This window comes from Actinomycetospora sp. C-140, from assembly GCF_054796175.1.
The window spans coordinates 313,438-333,716 of the sequence record NZ_JBTWNF010000001.1 but is presented as its reverse complement, the minus strand read 5'-3'; the positions used below and the strand labels follow the sequence as shown (position 1 = coordinate 333,716).

Sequence of the window (20,279 nt, the reverse complement as noted above, 5' to 3'; positions counted from 1 at the left end):
CGGCGGCTCGGTGCCGTGCGTCTCCCGGTCCACGCGCCTACTCGGGGGTGGCGACGCGTCGGTAGCCGTTCTGCCGCGGGCACACGTGGCCGGCGGCGTCGAGCGGCTGGGTGCACAGCGGGCACAGGCGGCGACCGGCGGAGACGACGCGCTCCGCGCGGGTCGCGAACGCGCGCGCCCCGGCCGGCGAGAGGAAGACGCGCAGCGCGTCGGGGCCCTCGTCGGTGTCGTCGAGGACGACGGACTCGTCGACCTCCTCCTCGGTGACCGCGAGCAGCTCGACCACCACGTTGCGGGACTCGGCGTCCCAGCCCAGGCCCATGGTGCCGACCCGGAACTCCTCCTCGACGGGGACCTCGAGCGGCGAGGTGTCGACCTCGTCCTCGGGCACGGCCACGGGGACCTCGGCCCCGAACCGGCGGGAGACCTCCTCGAGCAGGGTGCCGATGCGCTCCGAGAGCACCGAGACCTGCTGCTTCTCGAGCAGCACGCTCACCTTCCTGGCCTGCTCGGTGGCCTGCAGGTAGAAGGAGCGCTCACCGGGCTGCCCGACGGTCCCGGCGACGAACCGGTCGGGCTGGCGGAAGACGTGGATCACCCTGGGCATGACATCTCGATCGTAGGACTCCGGGCTGCGGGGCGCCGGAGGAGGTCAGCGGTCCTCTCGGCTCGACGGCCCACTCATGCTACTCCCGTCGATCCCCCGACGGTGGCCTCCGCGGGCACCGCGGGGTCGTCCGCGGACCCGTCCTCGGGGGTGCTCGACTCCTCGCTGTCCGGCTTCGGGACCAGCGACGACAGGTCGCCTCCGGTGTCGTTCACCCGCACCACGAACGGCCGCGTCGGGGTGTAGCTGATCACGCTGACCGAGCAGGGGTCGATGACGATCCGCTGGAACGAGTCGAGGTGCAGCCCGAGTGCGTCGGCGACGGCGGCCTTGATCACATCGCCGTGGCTGCACGCGACCCAGAGCGCCTTCTCGCCGTGCTCCGCGCCGATCCGCACCGCGTGGCGACGGATGGCGGCGACGGCGCGCGACTGCATGCCGGCGAGACCCTCGCCGCCCGGGAACACCGCGGCCGACGGGTGGGCCTGGACGACCTTCCAGAGGTCCTCCTTGCCCAGCTCCCCCAGCTTGCGCCCGGTCCAGTCGCCGTAGTCGACCTCCGAGAGCCCCTCGTCGACCTCGGCGGTGAGCCCGCGGGCCGCCAGCAGCGGCGCGAGCGTCTCCTGGCACCGCTGCATCGGGGAGGTCACGGCGGCGGCCAGGGGCAGCTCGGCCAGACGGTCGACCAGCTTCTCGGCCTGGGCGCGTCCGTGGTCGTCGAGGCCGACCCCGGGGCTGCGGCCGGCCAGCACGCCCGAGACGTTGGCCGTCGACCGGCCGTGCCGGAGCAGGATCACCGTGGTCACGGTGTCGACCCTACGTCCGGGCTACACCGCGGGGACGACGCCGTTGCTCACGGCGAGCAGCACGATCAGGCCGAGCAGCACGCGGTACCAGACGAAGACGTAGATCGTGTGGTTCTCGACGAAGCGCAGCAGCCAGGCGATCGAGGCGTAGCCCAGCACGAACGCGATGAGCGTGGCCACGATCATCTGGGCGACGCTGGGCAGCACGACCACACCGCCCTGCACGTCCGAGGCGGCGGGATCGAGGATGTCGGGGATCTGCGTCAGCCCCGACGCGAACACCGCGGGCAGGGCCAGCAGGAACGAGAACCGCACGGCCACCGACCGCTCGAGCCCGAGGAACAGGCCCGCGGAGATCGTGCCGCCCGACCGCGAGACGCCGGGGATCAGCGCCATCGCCTGCGCGCAGCCCATGACGAGGCCGTCGCGCAGCGTCAGCTGGTCGGAGCCCCGGCGCTGGGGGCCGTAGCGCTCGGCCGCCGCGAGGACCAGGGCGAAGATCACGAGCACGGCGCCGTTGAGGTACAGGTTGCGTGCCGGGCCCTTGATCGCGCTCTCGAACGCCAGACCGAGGATGCCGATCGGGAGCGAGCCGAGGATCACGTACCAGGCGAGCTTGTAGTCGTACCCGCGCTCCTCGCGCCGGGCCAGGCCGACGAACCAGGCCTTGAGCAGCCGCCAGATGTCGGAGAAGAAGTAGATGAGCACCGCGGTCTCGGTGCCCAGCTGGGTGACGGCGGTGAACGCGGCCCCCGCGTCGTTGCCGAAGAAGAACGCCGACGTGATCCGCAGGTGCGCCGACGACGAGACCGGCAGGAACTCGGTCAGTCCCTGCACGATGCCGAGGACCACGGCCTCGAGCCATCCCATCGGAGCGCCCACCACGGCGCCGGACGGTAGTCCACCAAGGGCACGTCAACTCCTCCCCCTCGGGTGGTCCCCGGCGTGCCCCCGGGTGGTGTCACGGCGCCGGTTCGTAAGCTCGCGCCCCGTGGAACAGCGACGCCTGGGCACGAGCGGCCTGCGGGTCTCGCGCCTGGCCCTGGGCACGATGAGCTGGGGCCGGGACACCGACGCCGACGAGGCGGGCGCCTCGTTGCTGGCGTTCCTCGACGCGGGCGGCACGCTGGTCGACACCGCCGACGTCTACTCGGCCGGCGAGGCGGAGCGGATCCTGGGCGGCCTCTTCGACGACGTCATCCCCCGGAGCGAGGTGGTGGTCGCCACCAAGGCGGGCGCCCGCCGCGAGGACGGCCCCTTCGGCGGCGGCGCCTCGCGGGCGGCCCTGCTCGCGGCGCTGGACGACTCACTGGACCGGCTGAACACCGACTACGTCGACCTCTGGCAGCTGCACGCGTGGGACGACGACGTCCCGCTCGAGGAGACCCTCGCGGCCCTGGACGTGGCGCTGACCACCGGGCGGGCCCGCTACGCCGGGGTCGCGAACTACGCCGGCTGGCAGCTCGCCTCCGCCGCGACGCGCCAGAGCCTGACCTCGCTGCCGCTGGTGTCGGTGCAGTCGGAGTACTCCCTGCTCGACCGGTCCGTCGAGACCGAGGTGCTGCCCGCCGCCGAGCACCACGGGCTGGGCCTGCTGCCGTGGGGCCCGCTCGGGCGCGGCGTCCTGACCGGGAAGTACCGCGAGGGGGTGCCCGCCGACTCCCGCGGCGCGTCGGAGCACCTCGCGGGCTACGTGGGCCGGCACCGCACCGAGCGCACGGCCCGGATCGTGCAGGCCGTCGTCACCGCCGCGCACGGCCTCGGCACCTCGCCCCTGGCCGTCGCGCTGGCCTGGGTGCGCGACCGTCCCGGCGTCGTGGCCCCGGTCGTCGGCGCCCGCGACGGCGCCCAGCTGCTGGGGTCGCTGGCCGCCGAGGAGCTCGTCCTGCCGCCCGCGATCCGCGGCGCCCTCGACGACGTCAGCTCGCCCTCCGGGTCCGCGGCGTGGACCTCGGCGGGGACCGACGACGAGCCCGGGGAGCCCGACGTCCCGCCCTGGGAATGATCGGTCCCGTGCGCGGACGGGTGCGCGGGGTGTCCCGCTGTGCGTACGGTGGTTTCCGCTCCTTCTGGTGTCCCGGAGGTGGTCGGCTCGTGAACGACGCTGGTGCCCGCGATGGCGGGGCAGTCGTGGGATCGGCGGTGGTCGACGGGGACTGGGAGTACCAGCCCGTCCGGCTGCCTCCGGACGTGACCCGCATCTCGGCGACGGTGCAACTGGGCATCCGCGCCGAGTTCGGGGGCTGGGAACTCGCGCGGACGCTGCTCTACGCCGACGGCACGCGGAAGGTGTGGCTGCGCCGGAAGCTCTCCCGCTCGCTCGTGGCGGGGCTCGCGACCTGAGGTGCGCTGCGCGCACGTGAGCAGTTCGGAGTGCCGGAGCACTCCGAAGTGCTCACCCGCGCCGGAGGCGCACCGGTAGGACGAGGTCCATCGCGGACGGGCCGCCGTTCACCGACACCCGGTCGGCGCGTGGGCTGAACGCGGTCGCCGCGCCGTCCTGCGGGGTCGCGACGAGGACGTAGTCGCCCGAGCGCGGCGGGCCGAGGTGGAAGGCGCCGTCGTCGCCCGTCACGGCGCGCGCGGCCTCCTGCCCGTCGTGGCCGACCAGCGTCACCACCGCGTGCAGACCGGCACCGTCGGGGGCCAGGACGTGCCCGAGCACCGTGCCCGTGCCCGGCGCCGTCGGGGTGGCCGCCGCGACGGCGGGTTCCGGCTGGGCCGGCTGGGCCGCCGTCGTCGCGACGACGGAGTCCTCGTGCGCGTACTTCCCGCCGCGCAGCAGCGAGCCGAACGCCGCGACCAGGCAGCACACCGCGGCGAAGACGAGCGCGAAGGTCAGGCCGTCGGCGAACGGGCCGCTGATCAGCTGCGGGAAGAAGCTCCGGCCCGTGAGGTAGGCGGCCTGGTCCGGACCGATCTGGGCGAGGACCTGCGGCCCGAGCAGCGTCTGGATCGGGTTGTAGCCGAGCAGCGCGGCGAACAGCGTGCTCACCGGCGGCAGACCCGCGATCTGCCCGGCGACGTCGGCGGGGACCCCGTGCTGCGTGAGGCCGTCGAACAGCGACGACGGCAGGGTCGACGAGAGCCCGAGGATGAGCATCGAGAAGAAGATGCCGATCGAGAGCACGGTCGCCGAGTTCTGGAACGTCGAGGTCATCCCGGCGGCGGCACCGCGCTGGTCCGGCGGGACGCTGTTCATGATCGCGGCACGGTTGGGCGAGGAGAACAGGCCCATCGCGAGGCCGTTGACCGCGAGGACCACGGCGAACCCGGCGTAGGCGAAGTCGACGGGCAGGAACTTCAGCGCCAGGAAGCTCGCCGCGGCCACGACCATCCCGAGCGTCGCGAACGTCCGGGCGCCGTAGCGGTCGGACAGGATGCCCGAGACCGGTCCGGCGACGAGGAAGCCGATGGTCAGCGGGACCATGTAGATGCCGGCCCACAGCGGTGTCGACTCGTAGTCGTAACCGTGCTGCGGCAGCCAGATGCCCTGCAGCCAGATGATCAGGATGAACTGCAGACCGCCGCGCCCGAGGGCGGCGAGCAGGCTCGCGACGTTGCCGGCGGTGAAGGCGCGGATCCGGAAGAGCGAGAGGTGGAACATCGGCTCGGGGACGCGGGTCTCGATCACCGCGAACGCCGCCAGCACCACGACGCCGCCGATGATCAGGGTCAGCACCATGGGGCTGGTCCAGCCCATGACGTGCCCGCCGTACGGCTGGATGCCGTAGGTGATGCCCATGAGCACCGCGACGAGGCCGACGGCGAAGGTGACGTTGCCCCACCAGTCGATGCGCGCGACGTGGCGTTCTCCGGCCTCGCGGAGCTTGAGGTAGGCCCAGATCGTGCCGAAGACGCCGATCGGCACCGACACGACGAACACGAGGTGCCAGTTCACCGGCGCCAGGACCCCGCCGATGATCAGGCCGATGAACGACCCGGCGATCGCGGCGACCGAGTTGATGCCGAGGGCGAGACCCCGCTGGTGGGTCGGGAACGCGTCGGTGAGGATCGCCGTCGAGTTCGCGAGCAGCAGCGCGCCGCCGATGCCCTGCAGCACCCGCATCGAGATCAGCCACAGCGCCCCCGCGTCGCCGTGCATCCACGTGACGGCGAGCAGGACGGAGAAGACGGTGAAGACCGCGAAGCCCAGGTTGTACATCCGGGTCCGGCCGTACATGTCACCGACGCGGCCGAAGCTGACCACCAGCACGGCGGTGACGACCAGGTAGCCCATGATCAGCCACAGCAGGTAGCTGATGTTGCCCGGCGCGAGCGGGCTGATGTCGATGCCCTTGAAGATGTCCGGCAGGGCGATGAGCAGGATCGACATGTTGATCGTGACGATCAGCACGCCGAGGGTGGTGTTGGACAGCGCCACCCACTTGTAGCCCTCGCCCGGCCGGTCGACGGCCTTCTCCCCCGTCACGGACGCCTCCCGCACTAGTCGTTAGCTAGCGACAACTATATGACGGGGACGGCCGGCGGGCGCGGCCCGGCCTCAGGGTGCGAGCAGCACCACGCGGCCGGTGGTGCGGCGGGCGGCGAGCTCCGCCAGCGCGGCGGGCAGGTCGTCGAAGGCGTACTCCGCGCCGACGAGCGGGTCGATCGCCCGCCGGTCCCACAGCGTCTCGATCTCCCGCTGCCACGCGCCGACGAGGTCCGGGCGGCGCTGCTGGTACGCCGACCAGTGCACGCCGAGCACGCCGTAGTTCTTCACCAGCGCGTGGTTGGTGGGCGCGTCGGCGATCCGGCCGCCCGCGAACCCGATGACGAGCAGCCGGCCCTCCCACGCGACGACGCGGCGCACGGCGTCGAAGGTGTCGCCGCCGACCGGGTCGTAGACGACGTCCGCCCCGCGCCCGTCGGTGAGCCCGCGGACGGCGTCCACCAGGGTGTCCGGACCGGTGACCAGCACCTCGTCGGCGCCCGCGGTCCGGGCCACCGCCGCCTTGGCCTCGTCGCCGACCACGCCGATGACGCGCGCGCCGGCGGCCCGCCCGAGCTGCACCGCGGCCACGCCGACCCCGCCGGCCGCGGCCAGGACGAGCAGGGTCTCGCCGGGGCGCAACGTCGTGCGGTGGTGCAGCGCGCACCAGCCGGTCTGGTACGAGACGAAGAACCCGGCGGCCTGGGCCGCGGTCATCCCCTCGGGCCACGGCCAGGTCGTGCGCAGCACCGCCTCCTCGGCGAACCCACCGTGCGGCAGGGCCACCGGGCCGAAGACGCGTCGGCCGTCGTCGGTCTCGCCCGCGACCTCGAGACCCGGGGTGAACGGCGGCGGCACGCGCTCCTGGTACTCGCCGGCGGTGTGCAGGATGTCGGCGAAGTTCAGCGCCGCCGCGGCGACGCGGACCCGCGTCTCGCCCGCGCCCGGCTCGGGACGCGGCACGTCGTCGACCTCGAGGACGTCGGCGAACGGCCCGTACCGCGGCACCCGCCAGGCGCGCACGCTCAGCGTCCCCGCTCGCGGCTGTGGGGTGGGCGCGCGTCCGCCCCGGCCGGTCCCGGGACGTCCGCGAACCGGAACGGCTCGGGCTCGCGGCCGGGCCGCGCGACCCAGCACTCCCCCGTCGCGCCCCGCGCGAGCACGCCGCCGACGGCCTCGGCCACCTCGTCCGTGGTGTCGTCCGCGCAGACCGCCATGACGCGCACCCGCTCCTCGATCAGGGTCGCGGCCGCGGAGCGCACGAAGCCGACCACGGCGTGCTGGGCGAGAGCGCCGATCGCGTCGCCGGCCACACCGGTGAGGCCCGCGAGCGACGACGTCGCGATCACCGTGCCGCCCCCGGCGCGGCGCAGCGCCGGCAGCGCGGCGTGGAGGCCGAACACGACGTGGTCGACGGTGGCGGCCGTCGTCCGGCGGTAGGCCTCGACGTCGAGGGCGGCCCCGGACCCACCGCCGGGCGTCGCGGCGTGCAGCACGACGACGTCCAGGCGCCGGCCCCAGCCGACGGCCTCGTCCACCGCGGCCCGGATCGCCGTGTCCGACGTGACGTCGCAGGCCACGGCCACGCCGCCGCACTCCCCCGCCACGCGCGTCGCGGCCTCGGCGTCGCGGTCGACGACCGCCACCTTGTAGCCGTCGGCCGCGAGCCGGGTGCTGATCGCGGCGCCGGCGCCCGACGCCCCGCCGGTCACCAGCGCGACGTGCCCGTGCCGCACCGTCACGAGCGCAGCAGGATGCGCTCGAGCACCCGGGTGCCGAAGGGCAGCGCGTCCACGGGCACCCGCTCGTCGATGCCGTGGAAGAGCGCGGTGAAGTCGAGGTCCGGGGGCAGCCGCAGCGGGGCGAACCCGAAGCAGCGCATCCCGAGCTTGACGAACGCCTTCGCGTCCGTGCCGCCCGACATCATGTAGGGCAGCGTCCGGGCCTGCGGGTCCTCCTCCTGCACGGCCCGGGTGATGACGTCGACGAGATCGCCCTCGAACGGTGTCTCGACCGCCTCGAGGTTGCGGATCCACTCCCGCTCGACGTCCGGGCCGAGGAGCTCGTCGAGCTCACGCTCGAAGGCCTCCTGGCGTCCCGGCAGCACGCGGCAGTCGATGGTCGCCTCGGCCACCGAGGGGATGACGTTGGCCTTGTAGCCCGCCTGCAGCATGGTCGGGTTCGCGGTGTCCCGGGTGGTGGCGCCGACGACGCGCGCCACACCGCCGAGCTTCGCGACCGCGCCGTCGAGGGCGGCGGCGGAGTCGGTCGGGAACTCGATGCCGGTCAGCGCGCTGACCTCGTCGAAGAAGCCCTGCACGGACTCGGTGAGCACGAGCGGGAAGCGGTGGCGCCCGAGCCGGGCGACGGCCTCGGCGAGGATCGTCACGGCGTTCTCGTCGTGGACCATCGAGCCGTGGCCGGGCCGCGAGCGGACCCGCAGCTTCATCCAGGCGATCGACTTCTCGGCGGTCATCACGGGGTAGACGCGGACGTCCTCGCCGAGCGTCACCGAGAACCCGCCGACCTCGCCCAGCGCCTCGGTGCAGCCGGCGAAGAGGTCGGGGCGGTGCTCGGCGAGCCAGTGCGACCCGTACGCCCCGCCGGCCTCCTCGTCGGCGAGGAACGCGAAGACGATGTCCCGCGGCGGCACCGTGCCCTCGGCGGCGAACTGGCGCGCCAGCGCCAGGATCATCGCGTCCATGTCCTTCATGTCCACCGCGCCGCGGCCCCAGACGTAGCCGTCCTGCACCGAGCCGGACAGCGGGTGCACCGACCACTCGCTCGCGTCGAACGGCACGACGTCGAGGTGCCCGTGCACGAGCAGTGCCGGCCGCGAGGGGTCCGCACCCTTCAGGCGCGCGAAGACGTTCTGCCGGTGCGGCGCCCCGGATTCGACGACCTCGGTCTCGTACCCGACCTCCCGCAGCTTCTCGTCGACGTAGGCGGCGGCCTCGACCTCGCCGGTGGTGGTCTCGAGCTCTCCGGTGTTCTGGCTGTCGATCTGGATGAGCTCGCTGGTCAGCTGCACGACCTCGTCCTCGGCACGACCCATGCGCCGCATCCTGCCACCCACCGTGATCGGGCTGCGCGGCGTCGTCTACGCTGTCCCCTCGCAGGTCCGAGTGGCGGAATGGCAGACGCGCTAGCTTGAGGTGCTAGTGCCCGAGTAGGGCGTGGGGGTTCAAGTCCCCCCTCGGACACCCCTGGTTTCTCTCGATCCGGACGACACGGATCACACCCTCCCCCGCACGGCCCCGGACACACGTCCGCGCCGGCCGCCCGAGGGCCACCGGCGCGGATGATCGTGCGATCTCAGACGGCGATCGGCTCCTCGCCGGTGCTGCCGTCGGTCCCGATGATGCCGCTCTGACCCGGCGTGCCACCGTCCCCGGCGTCGCCGCCGTCGCCCAGGACGAGGCCGCCGTTGCCGGCCGTGCCGTCCTCGCCGGCCGCGCCGCCGTTGCCGATGAGCAGGCCGCCGTCGCCCGCGGTGCCGCCGTCGCCGGTGGTGCCGCCGTTGCCGATCAGACCGCCGTCTCCGGCGACGCCGCCGTCACCGGTCGACCCGCCGTCGCCCCCGACGATGCCGCCGTCGCCACCGGTGCCGTCGCCGCCGGCCGCCCCGCCGGCACCGAGGAGACCGCCGTCGCCTCCCACGCCGCCGTCGCCGGCCTCGCCGCCTTCCCCGAGGACGAGGCCGCCGTCGCCGGCCGTGCCGCCGTCACCCGCGGCTCCGCCGCCACCGATGAGCCCGGCGTCGCCGCCGGTCCCGCCCGCGCCGCCCGCGCCGCCGTCCCCGAGGACGGTCCCGCCGCTACCGCCCGTGCCGTCGGCACCCGCCGTGCCGCCGTCGCCGATCAGCCCGGCGTCGCCGCCGGTGCCGTCGTCGCCCGCGTCGCCGCCGTTGCCGGCGACGGCGCCGCCGTCACCGCCGTCCTCGCCGTCACCGGCGTCGCCGCCGTTGCCGACCAGCCCGCCGTCGGCGCCGGGCGTGACCCCCTCCTCAGCGGTCCCGCCGGGCGTCGGGTCGCCAGGGGTGGTGTCACCCGGCGTGTCCTCGCCCGGGGTGGTCTCGCCCGGGGTGGTCTCACCCGGGGTGGTCTCACCCGGGGTGGTCTCACCCGGGGCGGCACCGGTCGGGTCCAGGATGCCGCCGAGCACGCCGCCGGAGGAGGGGCCGCCGGTCGACGGGGCGCCGGACTCCTGGCCCCCGTCCGGGCCGTGCCCGTGATCGCGGCCGTGGCCGTCGCCGTGGCCGTGGTGGTCGCCGGCCCCGGCGGGCTGGTCGCACTCGTGCGCGGACGCCACGCCGCCGCCGGCCAGCAGGAGTGCCGGGAGCGTCGCGGCGAAGCCCAGGCGGCGCAGGGATGCGCCGCGGTCGATCGTTGCTGTGTGCCTACCCAAGGTCTCGGCCTTTCGTTCGCTGGACACGTCGCACAGGGGAGCCGTCGGGAGGTCGACGCGGTGCGACGTCGGCGCACGCTAGGAGCCAGCGTTCCGGTCACGGACGAACGAACCGATACCGGGCGCGTTGGGGCTCGTGTGGGTGAGGAGTCGTCGGAGTGTGGCGACCGTGATCTGCACGTCCCCCACCCGTGGCGAGACGCGCGTTCGCTCAACGGCTAGATCCACAAGCGAGCGGCGGGCGCGATCTCACGGAGGGTCATCTCCGTGTGGGCGACGCCGTCGCGACGACGATCCCGAAGGATGCAGGAATACCCGGTCGAGTGGTGACCGGTCGTGCCCGTCCGGTCGGCCGTCCCCGTGCTCCCGGACCCCGTGGGACTCGGCGGGCGCACGAGGGGGTAGTGGGTGGCATGACGCTGACCGCGCGGACGGCCGGTGCCCCGTGCTGGGCCGAGCTGGACGCCGGCGACGGCGCGGACCTCGACGCCGTCACCGGTTTCTACGGCGCGGTGCTCGGGTGGACTCCGGACGCGTCCCCGAGTGCGGAGCACCAGCGGCTCGCGGTCCGGGCCGGCGGGGAGACCGTCGCGGCGCTGGGCTCCCCCGGGGCGGCGGCGCCCCCCGCGTGGACGCTCTACCTCGCCGTGGACGACGTCGACGCCGCCGCCGAGGCGCTCGAGGAGCTGGGCGGGCAGGTGCTCCACGGACCGGAGGACGACCTGGCCGGCGGGCGGTTGCTCGTCGCGCTCGACGCGGGCGGGGCGGTCGTCGGGCTGTGGGAGTCCGACGACGTGCTGCCCGCGCCGGGCCCCGGGCGCCTCTGCTGGGCCGAGGCGGCGTCGGCCGAGCCCGGGACGACCCGCACGTTCTACCGGGCGCTGCTCGGCTGGGAGATCGCCGACGATGACGAGGCGGGGCGGCTGGTCTGCCACGGCGAGGACGGGCGGGCCCTCGCCGGGCTCGGTCTCGCCGGCGACGCGCTCCCCCACTGGCTCCCGGTCTTCGCGGTCGCCGACGCCGACGCCGCGCTGGTCGCCGCCCGGGACGCCGGCGGATCGGTGGTGACGCCGGTGAGCGAGGGCCCGCGCGGCCGGCGGGCCACCCTCGCCGATCCGGCCGGAGCCCGGTTCGGGGTCCTCCGCATCCCGGGCTGAGGTGGGGCGGACCACCCCGCGCCTGACCGACACCGTGCTGCTGGATCGGTACGGTCGATCACCGTGGAGCGAGGCGCCGGGGTGTCGTCGGCGCCGGACCGCCGGCGTGTCCGGGGTGTGCCGTGGGCCCTCGTCCTGGTCCTGGCCGCGCTGCCGTGGGCGTGGTTCCCGCTCCGGGACGAGCTCGGTCTCGTCGGCGACGTCGTCGCGATCGTGCTGCCGCTGCTGGTGGCGGCCGCGGCGATCGTGGCCGTCGCCCTGATCGGGCGCCGGGGCGTCCTCGTCGCGGTGTCCGCGCTGCTCGCGGGGACGATCGCCGTGGTCGCACCCTGGACACCCGCCGACGTCGGTCCGGTGCGCCCGGGCGCGGGCGTGACGGTCGCGAGCGCCAACGTCACCGCGATGCCGTCCACCGTGCCGGCCCTGCGCGCGGCGCACGCCGACGTGCTCGCGGTCGTGGAGAACTCGCCCCCGGTCGACGCCGGCGTCGCCGCGGCCTACCCGTACCGGTTGTTCACGCCCGGCGAGCCCTCGGTCGGGGTGTACAGCCGCTTCCCGCTGCGGCTCCTGCAGCCGCCGGGCCCGGGATTCCCCGGGATGCGCGCGGCGGTCGCCGCGCCGACGCCGTTCGTGCTCTACGCCATGCACGTCCCGAAGCCGTGGTGGACGGGCAGCGGCGGCTACTGGACCACCCCGGCCGAGCACCACCGTCTCGTCGAGGGCCTGGACGCCCGGGTCATCCACGAGCCGGGCCCGGTGGTGGTGGCCGGCGACCTCAACTCCACCGACCGCGCCCGCGACTACCGCCTGCTCGTGCGCTCCGGGCTCACCGACGCGATGCGCGCCGAAGGGACCGGCCCGACGTCGGTGACGATGTGGCGCGCCCTCCTGCTGCGCATCGACCACCTGCTGGTCGGACCGGGCTGGTGCGGTGACGCGCCACGGCAGTTCGCGCTCCCGGACTCGGACCACGACGGCATCACCGCCACCGTCGGCCCGTGCGCGGTCACACCGGCAGCGTGACCTCGTCGCCCACGGCGATCGTCCCGGAGGTCAGCGCCCGCAGGATCGCGCCGCCCCGCCCGTGGAGCGCCGCCCGGGCACCCTCGCCGATCTCGGTGTCCATGACACGGCACGGCGCGGCCCGCCGGACGACCTCCAGCACCACGTCGCCGACGACGACCCGCGCGCCGGGCTCGGTCGGGACGGTCCCGTGGTCGAGGGTCACGGTGCGGCGGGTCAGCCCCTCGGGCACCGGAGCGCCGAAGGCCTCGGTGGCCGCCGCGAGCTCGTCGCGGCTCTGCAGCGACACGTGCCGGTGGCGCGTGCCGTGGTACCGGTCGCCGACGACGCCCGATCCGGCCTCGACCTCGATCCGCGGCACGGCGACCATCGGGGCCTTCCGCTCCGGCGCGACGTGCAGCGCCGCGACGCGGGTCATGCCTGCTCGACGCGCGGGATCACCTCGGTGCCGAGCAGCTCGATCGAGTGCAGCAGGTCGTCGTGGGCGAGGCGCGGGTTGGTCATCTGCAGGTTGATCCGCTCGACGCCGCCGAGCTGCTCGGACACCCGCACGACCTTGGCGGCCACCGTCTTCGGGTCGCCGACGAAGAAGGCGCCGTCCGGCCCGCGCATGGCGTCGAACGCGCCCCGGGTCGGCGGCGCCCCGCCGCGCTCCGCGGCGACCGTCGTGAACATCTCCTGCCAGCCCGGATAGAAGGCGTTGGTGGCCTTCGCGACGTCGTCGCCCACGAACCCGAAGCAGTGCAGCCCGACCCGCATCGCCTCCGGCGGGTGCCCCGCGTGCTCGCCCGCGCGGCGGTAGAGGTCGATCAACGGCGCGAACCGCCGGGGCTCCCCGCCGATGATCGCGACCATGAGGGGCAGCCCGAGCAGGCCCGCCCGGACGAACGACTCCGGCGTCCCGCCGACCCCGACCCAGATCGGCAGCTGCTCCTGCGACGGACGCGGGTAGACGGGCTGCTCGGTCAGCGCCGGGCGGTGCTTGCCCGACCACGTGACGATCGGCGACTCGTTGATCTTCAGCAGCAGGTCCAGCTTCTCGCTGAACAGCTCGTCGTAGTCCTCGAACGCCAGCCCGAACAGCGGGAACGCCTCGACGAACGAGCCCCGGCCGACGACGAGGTCGACCCGCCCGCGGGAGATGAGGTCGATCGTCGCGAACTCCTGGAACACCCGCACCGGGTCGGCCGCCGACAGCACCGTGACCGCGCTGCGCAGCCGGATGTTCTCGGTGCGCGCGGCGGCGGCCGCGAGGATCACCGGCGGGGCGGCGTCGTAGTACTCGCTGCGGTGGTGCTCGCCGATGCCGTAGGAGTGCAGCCCGACCCGGTCGGCGAGCGCGATCTCCTCGAGGAGGTGCTCGAAGCGCTCCTCGGGGCCGATCTCCCGCTCGGTGTGGGGGTCGGTGACCCGGGCGACGAAGCTGTCGACGCCGAGGCGGAGCGGTGGTGTCACAGCGTCTTCTGCAGGCGCTCGGCGAGGGTGTTGACGAACGCCGTCGGCTCCTTGAGTTCGCCACCCTCGGCGAGCAGCGCCATGCCGTAGAGCAGGCGGGCGACATCGGGGTCCGCGTCGCCGCCGCCCTGCTTGTCGCGCAGACCGCTCACCAGCGCGTGCTGCGGGTTGAGCTCGAGGATCCGCTTCGTGACCGGCGGCTCCTGGCCCATCGCCCGGTACATCTTCTCCAGCATCGGCGACATGTCGCCGGGGTCGCCGACGAGGCAGGCCGGCGAGCTGGTCAGGCGCGTGGAGAGACGGACCTCCTTGACGTCGTCGGCGAGCTCGGTGCCCATCCAGGTCAGGAGGTCGTCGAAGCCCTCCGGCTTCTCGTCGTCGCCACCGAGGTCGACGTCGCCCTTGGCGATCGAGGCCATCGGGGTGCCGTCGAACTCGGTGACCGTGTCGGTCCAGACCTCGTCGACCTGGTCGGTGAGCAGCAGGACCTCGTAGCCCTTGGCCCGGAACGCCTCGATGTGCGGGGAGTTCTCGATGCTCCCGCGGGTCGCCCCGGTGAGGTAGTAGATGGCCTCCTGGCCCTCGGGCATGCGCCCCTTGTAGGCCTTCAGCGTGGTGTTCTCGTCCGCGGAGTGGGTCGACGGGAACGCGCTCGCGGCGAGGATCGCCTCCCGGTTGTCCGGGTCGGTGATCAGGCCCTCCTTGAAGGCCCGGCCGAGCTCGCCCCAGAAGCTCGTGTACTTCTCCGGCTCGTTCTCCTGCAGGGCGGCCACCGTCTGCAGGACCTTGCGGACGAGCCGCTTGCGGATCGCCTGGATCTGGCGGTCCTGCTGGAGGATCTCGCGGGAGACGTTGAGCGAGAGGTCGGCCGCGTCGACCACGCCCTTGACGAAGCGCAGGTACTCGGGGACGAGCGCCTCGCAGTCGTCCATCACGAACACGCGCTTGACGTAGAGCTGCACGCCGCGGCGGGCCTCGCGCATGAACAGGTCCATCGGCGCGTGCGCCGGCAGGAACAGCAGGCCCTGGTACTCGAACGTGCCCTCGCCCGAGAGCCGCATGGTCTCCAGCGGCTCCTGCCAGTCGTGGCTGACGTGGCGGTAGAACTCGGTGAGCTCCTCGTCGGTCACCTCGGACTTCGGACGCGCCCAGAGCGCCTGCCGGGAGTTGATCGTCTCCGGCTCGGGCTCCGGGGTCTCGTCCGTGGCGGGCGGGGTCATCCGGATCGGCCAGGTGATGAAGTCCGAGTACCGCTTCACGATGCGGCGCACCGTCTCGGGCTTCGCGTAGTCGTGGAGGCTGTCCTCCGCGTCCTCGGGCTTGAGGTGCAGGGTGATCGAGGTGCCCTGCGGGGCGTCCTCGACCGGCTCCAGGGTGTAGGTGCCCTCGCCGGTCGACTCCCAGTGCACGCCCTCGCTCGTCCCGGCCTTGCGCGTCACCATCTCGACGCGGTCGGCGACCATGAAGCTCGAGTAGAAACCGATGCCGAACTGGCCGATGAGGTCCTCGGCGTTCTCGCCCTTCTCGTTCTGCGACTCGCGGATCTGGGCGAGCATCTCCGCGGTGCCCGACTTGGCGATGGTGCCGATCAGCTCGACGACCTCGTCGCGGGTCATGCCGATGCCGTTGTCGCGCACGACCAGCGTGCGGTGCTCGACGTCGGGGGCGCTCTGCTCCAGCTCGATCCGCAGGTCCGACGTGTCGACGTCGAGATCCTTGTCGCGATAGGACTCCAGCCGCAGCTTGTCCAGCGCGTCCGAGGCGTTGGAGATCAGCTCGCGGAGGAAGACGTCCTTGTCGGAGTAGATCGAGTGGATCATCAACTGGAGCAGCTGACGGGCTTCGGCCTGGAACTCGATCGTCTCGCTCATGCGTCCTCTCCCGCGGTGGGTCGTGCGTGCAGAGTTCAGGATATCGACCGGTCGGCGCGGGCCGGAGGCCCCGACCGCGCGGACGGCTCAGAGATCGAGAGCTGCCCTGAGTGCGCCGTCGATGCGGGACAGGGTGGTCGTGTCCACGGCACCCAGCCGCTCCCCCACCCACGCCCGGCACGGGCGGCTGGTCAGTTCGCCGGGGTCGACGACGTGGCGATGACGTGGTCGGCGTCGTCGGCCAGGGCGTCGGACTCGTGGTCGCCCCAGGAGGAGCCCGCCCCCTGCCGCACGGCTTCCTGCCGGGCCGTCTCGGCGAGCCACGCGGACAGCGACATCCCCGCCCGCGCGGCCGCCCCCCGGACGAGCTCGACGGAGAACTCGTCGAGGGTGATGCTGACCCGCCTGCTCGCCACGGAGGGCAGTTTACCGGCGAGTCTCACGCCGCGAGCTCGTTCGGCAGGGCGCGGACGTGCAGGAGGTCGAGCCGACGTTCGACGATCGTGCCCACGGGCCAGCCGGCCACGTACTCGGCGAGGTCGTCGGCTTCGTCGGTCGAGCAGCAGGCACAGGCATCCCAGCCCTGCGCCTGCAACGAGGACCGGACCGGCGATGATCGCTCCAGGTGCTCCTCCGGGGCGATGTCATCGACCCGCCGGAGCACCCGGAGCGATCACGGGACGCGCGCGCACCGCCCACCACGCGAACCACACCGCCGTCCCGACGATCGCCACCCCGAGCGGGACGTGCACCGCGAGCACGCCGGTGGCGCCGAGGGCGACCTGGGCGGTCTCGGCGACGACGAGGCCGGCCGCGACCGCGATCGGCCACGCCGGCAGATGCCCGGGACGCCAGGCGAGCACCGCGGCGACGACCTGCACCAGCGTGACGAGCAGGAGGGAGCCCCCGACCGCCTGGTGCACGGTCAGCCCGACCGTCGACGCCTGGAGCAGGGCCCCGGCCGCGACGGGCTGCACGAGGGCCATGGCGGCGTGCAGCACCGCCACCCCGCGCAGGATGCCGACGGCGGCCGCCGAGCCGTCAGCCATGGTCGTGCCCGGGCATCGCGATCGCCGTGGCGGGCCGCTGGCCGGGGGCGACGACGAGGAACTGGAGCATCATCCCGTCGTCCTCGTGGCGCAGCAGGTGGCAATGGAGCATGTACGGCGTCGCCGGGTCGGCGTACGGACCCACGCGCACCAGCAGCCGGACGGTGGTGCCCGGCGGGACGGGGACCGTGTCCTTCCAGGCCCGCTCCGCCGGCGCGATCACCTGGAGACGGGCGTCGTGCACGTGGATGTTGTGCGGCAGCGTGTGCCGGTTCGTGAGCTCCCAGACCTCGGTCGCGCCGGTCTCGAGGACCTCGTCGACGCGGCCCATGTCCATGGCGAGCCCGTTGATCCGGTCGTTCGACAGGACGAAGCGCCGGGTCCGGCCGCCGCCCTCGACCAGCGGCGTCTCCCGCGAGAGCACCGACGGCACCGACGGGGACTCCTCGAGGCGGTCGGCGGGCCGGAGCTCGAGCAGGTCGAGGGTGTCGTCGCCCCCCGTCGCGCGGGCGATCCCGTTGACGGCGCCGAGGTCGTGGGGCAGCGAGCGCACCGTCACCGGCCGGCCCGGCGCGACGTCGACGACGATCTCGGCCCGCTCCCCCGGGGTGAGCACGACGTCGGGCACCACGCGCGGCGACGGGAGCAGGCCGCCGTCGGTGCCGACGAGGGTGACCGGCTCGCCGGCGGACACGCGGTAGCTGCGCGCCGGCGAGGCGTTGAGCACGCGCAGGCGCACGCGGGTCGTGGTCACCGCGAACCACGGCGCCACCGTCCCGTTGACCAGCACCGTGTCGCCGAGCAGGCCGACCGCGTTGCGGTGCGCGGTGTCGAAGCTCCCGTCCGGCGCGAAGCTGCGGTCGGTGAGCACGACGGGCACGTCGTCGACGCCGTAGCGGTCGGGCAGGTCGACGGCGACGTCGTCGTCGACGAGGAAGAGCCCGGCGAGCCCGCGGTGCACGTGCCGTTCGGTCTGCCCGTGCGGGTGCGGGTGGTACCAGAGGGTCGCCGCGGGCTGGTCGACGCGCCACGACGCCTCCCACGTCTCCCCGGGGGCGATCGGCTGGTGCGGGCCGCCGTCCATGCGCGCGGGCAGGGTCATCCCGTGCCAGTGGGTGGTCGTGGTCTCGGGCAGGCCGTTGGTCACGCGGACGACGACCTCCTCGCCGCGCGACGCCCGCAGCGTCGGGCCGCCGAACGGCAGGCCGCCGTAGCCCCAGGTGGCCGTGGTGCGCCCGTCGAGGAAGTGGCTCGTGCCGGGCGCGGCCGTGAGCTCGACGACCCGCCGGCCCGCCGCGTCGGGGCGCGACGGGGCGATCGGCGGGATCGCGAGCGGCCGCTCGGCCGGGCGGCGCACGATCGGTGGCGCGCCGGACGAGCACGCCGCGAGCGCGGTGACGGCGCCGGCCGCGAGCGTGGCGCCGAGGAAGCGGCGGCGGGAGAGGGACACGGCTCAGCAGCGTCGTGACGCGGACCCGTTCCGGCGTCGGCCCGGCGACGTGTCCCCGGCGTACGCCCGCGGGCGTAGCGACCCCGAGCGGCCGCGAGCGTGTGCTCCTATCGGCGTGCTCCTCTCATCAGGGACGCCCCGCGCCTGCGGTGGCCCCCCGCTGACATCTCGGGGTGACGAGCCCCGTCTCGTACGCGACGACGACGAGCTGGACGCGGTCGCGGGCGTCGAGCTTGGTCAGCAGCCGGCCGACGTGGGTGCGGGCGGTGGCCGGGCTGATCACCAGGCGCGCGGCCACCTCGTCGTTGGTCAGCCCGGCACCGACCAGCGCGAGCACCTCCCGCTCGCGCGGGGTGAGCACGTCGAGCCGGGTCGCGGCCACGAGCGGCTGCGGGCGCCCGGCGAACTCGGCGACGAGCCGGCGCGTGACCGCCGGGGCGAGCAGGGCCTCGCCCCGGGCGACCACCGCGATCCCGCGGACGAGGTCGAGCGGCTCGGCGTCCTTGAGCAGGAAGCCCGCCGCGCCCGCGCGCAGGGCGCGGTAGACGTACTCGTCGAGGTCGAACGTCGTCAGGACGAGCACCGCCGTGCCCGCGAGGTCCGGGTCGGCGGTGATGGTCTCCAGCGCGGTCAGCCCGTCGACGCCGGGCATCCGCACGTCCAGCACCAGCACGTCGGGGTGCTCGGCGCGAGCGAGCGCGACGGCCGCGGCACCGTCGGCGGCCTCGCCGACCACGGTGAAGCCGTCCTCGGTCTCCAGCAGCACCCGCAGCCCCGCGCGGATGAGCTGCTGGTCGTCGGCCAGGGCCACGCGGATCACCGCGCACCCGCCCCCGGCAGGGGGAGGGCCGCCTCGACGACGAACCCGTCCTGCCCGGGCACGACCGCCGCCCGCCCGCCGAGCGTGCTCGCGTGCTCGACGAGGCCCCGCAGGCCGTTGCCCGCGGTGGGCGGGTCCACCGCCTCGCCGTCGTCGGCCACCCGGACCCGCAGCTCGGCGGGGTCGCGGTCGAGGTCGACGACGACCCGGCGGGCGCCGCGCGCGTGGCGCACCGTGTTGGTCACGGCCTCGCGCACGATGCGGAAGGCGGCGGCGTCGACCGGCGCGGAGAGGGCTCCGGCCCGTCCCCGGACCGCGACCTCGACCCCGGCGAGCCCGGCGACCCGGGTGATCTCGTCGAGGCGGTGCAGGCCGTGGGGTTCGGCGGGATCGGGGTCCCGCAGCACGTCGAGGGTGCGCCGCAGCTCGGCGAGCGCCGCGCGGCTGGCGTCCTTGATCTCGAGGAGGGCGGCCACGGCCTGGTCGGGACGCCGGTCGGCGACGTGGGCGCCGACCCCCGCCTGCACGGCGATCATGGCGAGGCTGTGGGAGACGACGTCGTGCACGTCGCGGGCGATCCGCAGCCGCTCCTGCTCGACGCGCCGCCGCGCCTGCTCCTCGGCGCGTTCGGTCGCGGCGGTCTGGGCACGCCGCAGCCCGCCGACCGCGACCCCGACGGCCACGGTGACGACGATCCACATCACGTGCTCGCGCGCGCCCGGGGTCGCGACGCCCTCGTGGGCGGCGACGACCCGCTCCAGCCCGACCCACACCGCGAGCAGCACGACGCCGACCGCGACCGAGCGGTGCCAGGTCAGCCGGCTCGCGACCGTGTACACGGCGAGGACGACCATCAGCGACGTCGGGCCGTCGGGGTAGCCGAGCCAGTAGTACGGCGCGACGGCGGCGAGCGTGAGCGCGAGCACCACGAGCGGGGCGCGTCGCCGCCAGGCGAGCACGGCCGCGGCCGCCGCGATGAGCAGCGCGCCGCCGGGCCACCAGGGGCGGTCGGCGGGCGTCGCCGAGATCGCCGCACCGACCAGGCAGCCCGCGCCCGCGAGGGCGGCGATCGCCACGTCGGCGTGGGCGGGGCGCAGGGCATCCGGGCTCACCCGGGGGACGCTAGGGAGCGGCGGGGGCCGTGTCGTCAGCGTTCCGACGTACGCGACCCGGGCATCTCTCGGGGTACGGCGGGACCGCGT

At 74.4% G+C, this 20,279-nt stretch carries 21 protein-coding genes and 1 tRNA gene; 5 read left to right on the top strand and 17 right to left on the bottom strand.

Annotated features, from left to right (window positions below):
• Positions 1-37: 37 nt before the first annotated feature.
• The 3 genes from ACR9E3_RS01605 to ACR9E3_RS01595 form a co-directional block, all read right to left on the bottom strand.
• Positions 38-607: a DUF3090 domain-containing protein gene (locus ACR9E3_RS01605; RefSeq protein ID WP_285648015.1), complete on the bottom strand. Its 570-nt coding sequence runs from the start codon at positions 605-607 to the stop codon at positions 38-40.
• 74 nt (positions 608-681) lie between these two features.
• Entirely contained in the window at positions 682-1,413 is a 732-nt protein-coding gene (locus tag ACR9E3_RS01600) for a histidine phosphatase family protein (protein WP_460377920.1), read from the bottom strand.
• A gap of 21 nt (positions 1,414-1,434) precedes the next feature.
• A complete protein-coding gene (locus ACR9E3_RS01595; protein WP_460378371.1) occupies positions 1,435-2,283 on the bottom strand; it encodes an undecaprenyl-diphosphate phosphatase in 849 nt (282 codons plus the stop codon).
• A gap of 121 nt (positions 2,284-2,404) precedes the next feature.
• Between ACR9E3_RS01595 and ACR9E3_RS01590 the strand changes: the two genes are divergently transcribed.
• Together ACR9E3_RS01590 and ACR9E3_RS01585 are read left to right on the top strand one after the other, a co-directional pair.
• Positions 2,405-3,418, top strand: a complete 1,014-nt coding sequence (locus ACR9E3_RS01590; RefSeq protein WP_460377918.1) for an aldo/keto reductase — start codon at positions 2,405-2,407, stop codon at positions 3,416-3,418.
• An 89-nt stretch (positions 3,419-3,507) separates the two neighbouring features.
• Positions 3,508-3,756, top strand: a complete 249-nt coding sequence (locus tag ACR9E3_RS01585) for a DUF5703 family protein (protein ID WP_460377916.1) — start codon at positions 3,508-3,510, stop codon at positions 3,754-3,756.
• 52 nt (positions 3,757-3,808) lie between these two features.
• Here the strand turns inward: ACR9E3_RS01585 and ACR9E3_RS01580 are convergent, their stop codons facing one another.
• The 4 genes from ACR9E3_RS01580 to ACR9E3_RS01565 all read right to left on the bottom strand — a co-directional run bounded on the left by ACR9E3_RS01580 (position 3,809) and on the right by ACR9E3_RS01565 (position 8,900).
• Positions 3,809-5,845 carry an MFS transporter gene (locus ACR9E3_RS01580; RefSeq protein ID WP_460377915.1) on the bottom strand — a complete coding sequence of 679 codons (2,037 nt, stop codon included), beginning with the start codon at positions 5,843-5,845 and terminating at the stop codon, positions 3,809-3,811.
• A 72-nt stretch (positions 5,846-5,917) separates the two neighbouring features.
• Complete coding sequence (locus tag ACR9E3_RS01575) at positions 5,918-6,868, bottom strand: NADPH:quinone oxidoreductase family protein (protein WP_460377913.1); 951 nt, start codon at positions 6,866-6,868, stop codon at positions 5,918-5,920.
• A 2-nt stretch (positions 6,869-6,870) separates the two neighbouring features.
• Positions 6,871-7,587 (bottom strand): SDR family NAD(P)-dependent oxidoreductase, encoded by a 717-nt coding sequence (locus tag ACR9E3_RS01570; protein ID WP_460377911.1) that lies wholly within the window; start codon positions 7,585-7,587, stop codon positions 6,871-6,873.
• Complete coding sequence (locus ACR9E3_RS01565; protein WP_460377909.1) at positions 7,584-8,900, bottom strand: M20/M25/M40 family metallo-hydrolase; 1,317 nt, start codon at positions 8,898-8,900, stop codon at positions 7,584-7,586. The genes ACR9E3_RS01570 and ACR9E3_RS01565 overlap by 4 nt, the downstream gene beginning before the upstream one ends.
• Positions 8,901-8,964: 64 nt before the next feature.
• Between ACR9E3_RS01565 and ACR9E3_RS01560 the strand changes: the two genes are divergently transcribed.
• Positions 8,965-9,048 (top strand) — tRNA-Leu (locus ACR9E3_RS01560).
• Between the two features lie 112 nt (positions 9,049-9,160).
• Here ACR9E3_RS01560 and ACR9E3_RS01555 read toward each other — a convergent pair.
• The gene (locus tag ACR9E3_RS01555; RefSeq protein ID WP_460377907.1) at positions 9,161-10,279 is read right to left on the bottom strand and encodes a hypothetical protein; all 1,119 of its coding nucleotides are present in this window, start codon (positions 10,277-10,279) and stop codon (positions 9,161-9,163) included.
• A gap of 386 nt (positions 10,280-10,665) precedes the next feature.
• Between ACR9E3_RS01555 and ACR9E3_RS01550 the strand changes: the two genes are divergently transcribed.
• Together ACR9E3_RS01550 and ACR9E3_RS01545 are read left to right on the top strand one after the other, a co-directional pair.
• Positions 10,666-11,409 (top strand): VOC family protein, encoded by a 744-nt coding sequence (locus ACR9E3_RS01550; RefSeq protein WP_460377906.1) that lies wholly within the window; start codon positions 10,666-10,668, stop codon positions 11,407-11,409.
• Between the two features lie 63 nt (positions 11,410-11,472).
• Positions 11,473-12,432, top strand: coding sequence for an endonuclease/exonuclease/phosphatase family protein (locus tag ACR9E3_RS01545; protein WP_460377904.1), 960 nt, complete (start codon positions 11,473-11,475; stop codon positions 12,430-12,432).
• On the opposite strand, the gene ACR9E3_RS01540 is transcribed toward ACR9E3_RS01545, so the two are convergent.
• The 9 genes from ACR9E3_RS01540 to ACR9E3_RS01500 all read right to left on the bottom strand — a co-directional run bounded on the left by ACR9E3_RS01540 (position 12,416) and on the right by ACR9E3_RS01500 (position 20,189).
• Positions 12,416-12,850: an MOSC domain-containing protein gene (locus ACR9E3_RS01540; RefSeq protein ID WP_460377902.1), complete on the bottom strand. Its 435-nt coding sequence runs from the start codon at positions 12,848-12,850 to the stop codon at positions 12,416-12,418. The genes ACR9E3_RS01545 and ACR9E3_RS01540 overlap by 17 nt on opposite strands.
• The gene (locus tag ACR9E3_RS01535) at positions 12,847-13,887 is read right to left on the bottom strand and encodes an Atu2307/SP_0267 family LLM class monooxygenase (protein WP_460377900.1); all 1,041 of its coding nucleotides are present in this window, start codon (positions 13,885-13,887) and stop codon (positions 12,847-12,849) included. The genes ACR9E3_RS01540 and ACR9E3_RS01535 overlap by 4 nt, the downstream gene beginning before the upstream one ends.
• Complete coding sequence (htpG, locus tag ACR9E3_RS01530) at positions 13,884-15,758, bottom strand: molecular chaperone HtpG (protein ID WP_460377898.1); 1,875 nt, start codon at positions 15,756-15,758, stop codon at positions 13,884-13,886. The genes ACR9E3_RS01535 and htpG overlap by 4 nt, the downstream gene beginning before the upstream one ends.
• A 191-nt stretch (positions 15,759-15,949) precedes the next feature.
• On the bottom strand, positions 15,950-16,174 hold the full coding sequence (locus ACR9E3_RS01525; protein ID WP_460377897.1) for a hypothetical protein: 225 nt from the start codon (positions 16,172-16,174) through the stop codon (positions 15,950-15,952).
• A gap of 23 nt (positions 16,175-16,197) precedes the next feature.
• Positions 16,198-16,422 (bottom strand): DUF7715 family protein, encoded by a 225-nt coding sequence (locus ACR9E3_RS01520; RefSeq protein ID WP_460377895.1) that lies wholly within the window; start codon positions 16,420-16,422, stop codon positions 16,198-16,200.
• On the bottom strand, positions 16,403-16,807 hold the full coding sequence (locus tag ACR9E3_RS01515) for a hypothetical protein (RefSeq protein WP_460377894.1): 405 nt from the start codon (positions 16,805-16,807) through the stop codon (positions 16,403-16,405). The genes ACR9E3_RS01520 and ACR9E3_RS01515 overlap by 20 nt, the downstream gene beginning before the upstream one ends.
• Complete coding sequence (locus tag ACR9E3_RS01510; protein ID WP_460377893.1) at positions 16,800-18,257, bottom strand: multicopper oxidase family protein; 1,458 nt, start codon at positions 18,255-18,257, stop codon at positions 16,800-16,802. The genes ACR9E3_RS01515 and ACR9E3_RS01510 overlap by 8 nt, the downstream gene beginning before the upstream one ends.
• A 127-nt stretch (positions 18,258-18,384) precedes the next feature.
• A complete protein-coding gene (locus ACR9E3_RS01505) occupies positions 18,385-19,077 on the bottom strand; it encodes a response regulator (RefSeq protein WP_460377892.1) in 693 nt (230 codons plus the stop codon).
• On the bottom strand, positions 19,074-20,189 hold the full coding sequence (locus ACR9E3_RS01500) for a sensor histidine kinase (RefSeq protein ID WP_460377890.1): 1,116 nt from the start codon (positions 20,187-20,189) through the stop codon (positions 19,074-19,076). Before ACR9E3_RS01500 ends, ACR9E3_RS01505 begins: the two co-directional genes overlap by 4 nt.
• Positions 20,190-20,279 lie beyond the last annotated feature (90 nt).